The organism is Pedobacter sp. B4-66, assembly GCF_018492665.1.
Classification (GTDB): Bacteria; Bacteroidota; Bacteroidia; order Sphingobacteriales; family Sphingobacteriaceae; genus Pedobacter.
In genome coordinates, this window is the sequence record NZ_JAFVME010000032.1 from 1 (window position 1) to 2,112 (window position 2,112).

Genomic DNA, 2,112 nt, shown 5'->3' on the forward strand with positions numbered 1-2,112 from the left:
AATTGCTATATTAAAGTTCAACTAATATTCTTGTTAGTTATACTTTAAGTATGCTACATAATAATGCCTAACTACCGGAGTTTTGACATAATACTGATTTACAACAACTTACTCATTAACTCCCTTCATCAGACTGCTGCATTTCTCCACAAGTTGCGGAATGCTTATACGATTTTGTACTCTTGGATTATACTTAGATTTCGAGTTAGACTCAGAAAATCGGCTTGAAGCAGCTTAAGACCGCCTACATCATACTATCCATATTAACTTGGAGTAAGCACCTCAATAGTTGTATCATTTACTCGAATTGCAATTTGAGATGTTTGTCTGTTAAAACAAATTTGAGGGAACTTTTCAATGTCGCCATAAATAATTGACGATGTTTGAAGGCCTGAATTAATTGCTTCTAATTTACTTTCGATTTCGCCAGTTTCAATGTTTATAATTTTTGGGAACTTAAACATGTCCCAAGCTTGCCGATCATTTATTGCAAACAAGTTTCCGAATTCCCCGTTAACTTTTACTGGTGATGTGATTTCATTCTTTATAAAATTCCAAATTGCTAGATGCTTTTGTGGTAAAAGTGGTGGTACTTCATCATCGAAAGGTTCCTCATCTGTTGAAGCAATAAGTACCCTCTCATTATCTATAAAACTAGCTGAATTTATTTCCGTACCGAAGTTTGGATACAAGAAACTATTGTCCAATAAAAGAGGGTTCTCCAAACACGCTACGATGTCAAATAATTCAACCGTGTTAACGGGATGCCATGCCCAACCACATACCATCAAATACTTGTTATCTGGACTAATAGCAAGCCTTGAGTGAAACATATCCGATGGTTCTCTTCCTTGCACATTTGAAACAATTTCGCCGGTTTCTACATTTTCAAAGTCAAGCTGACAATAATCAATTGGGCAATGAACTAAATACGTTTCATTGCCAACAGTTATAAATGCTGCTGGAAATTCATAGGTATCTGCACAATAATAGGTGCGATTGATCTCTCGTAGTATTTCGCCGCCTTTCAATAAAATTCCTTTTGTTCCAAGACGCCTATAGATAAAAGCATATTGTCCATTTTGAGAAGTAATTGAAGCGTCAAAGCCAAATGCGTAATGGTATTTTGCGATTTGTTTTTGTTGCCCATCAGGAGAATATATCTGCCCTGCAGAAACCCAATCTACAATATTTCCATTAAGCCAATCTATTGTCTTTAAGCAATTTGTTTTAAATGTTTGTTGTATCATAGAACAGCGGTACAATATATCTAATCTATTCCAAGATCTTTGGTAAATGAACTGTTAAGGTAAACTTCAAAAGGACTTACGCCAATTTTCTCTATTGTAATCCCAACAACGGCAACCATAATTTCATATTTGTTTTGAATTTGATTCCTATCAATAATTTTTTCATAGTTTACCGCAGCCAGAAGGTCTATGAATCTTTCTAAGGTTGTAAGGCCTAAATGATCCTTTTGAGGAAATATTCTTTCGATAAGATTCCCGAAAAACCCAGTGAGTATAGGTTCTGGCATGTCTAATTTTGTTTCTAAAGAAATTGCTTTCCATGTCTCTACATCCTTTAATGGAATTAGCTGAAATACACTATCAAGAGGGGTTATTGAAAAAGAAATTCCCAATTTGACAACTGCATTTCTAAATTCTATTAGAATCTTTTCTTTAATATCTGTATGCTGTTTTGAATACCTCACTTGAGATGAAATATACTCGACAGCATCTTCAACTGTTGACATATTTGCAGCGTCTTTGTCGGGAATTTCAATTTGGAAATACTTCTCCCATTCCATAACTAGCTCTACACTATCAAGTCCCATGTTTGCCTATATTTTTTTTAATTGCACCTACTCCTAAACATACAAATATTTCAGGTACTGTTTGCACTTGAGTTTAACAGATTAGACATTTCAGCAGGCCGGAATCAAGACGATTACCGCAAATTGTTCAAAGGAAAATTTCGCTTCCCAAAAAATATTAACATTTCTTAATTTTACTAAAGTTGAAAAGAGTTAAGAGATGATCTATTGGAAATTATTTAAGTAACACGTTATAAAAAAGGCTACTTAAATTAAGCAGCCTTTTCAATCATCAA

General features: G+C 34.2%; 2 protein-coding genes. Both read right to left on the reverse strand.

Annotated elements, in window-relative coordinates:
• Window positions 1-263: 263 nt before the first annotated feature.
• Window positions 264-1,250, reverse strand: a complete 987-nt coding sequence (locus J1905_RS23495) for a hypothetical protein (protein ID WP_214229625.1) — start codon at window positions 1,248-1,250, stop codon at window positions 264-266.
• Between the two features lie 20 nt (window positions 1,251-1,270).
• Window positions 1,271-1,837, reverse strand: a complete 567-nt coding sequence (locus J1905_RS23500) for an acyl carrier protein (protein ID WP_214229626.1) — start codon at window positions 1,835-1,837, stop codon at window positions 1,271-1,273.
• Window positions 1,838-2,112: the final 275 nt, after the last annotated feature.

What these genes read in the sequence shown, in the direction of transcription:
- J1905_RS23500 (WP_214229626.1), bottom strand. Translation starts at nt 1,837, where the DNA reads ATGGGACTTGATAGTGTAGAGCTAGTTATGGAATGGGAGAAGTATTTC.
- J1905_RS23495 (WP_214229625.1), bottom strand. Translation starts at nt 1,250, where the DNA reads ATGATACAACAAACATTTAAAACAAATTGCTTAAAGACAATAGATTGG.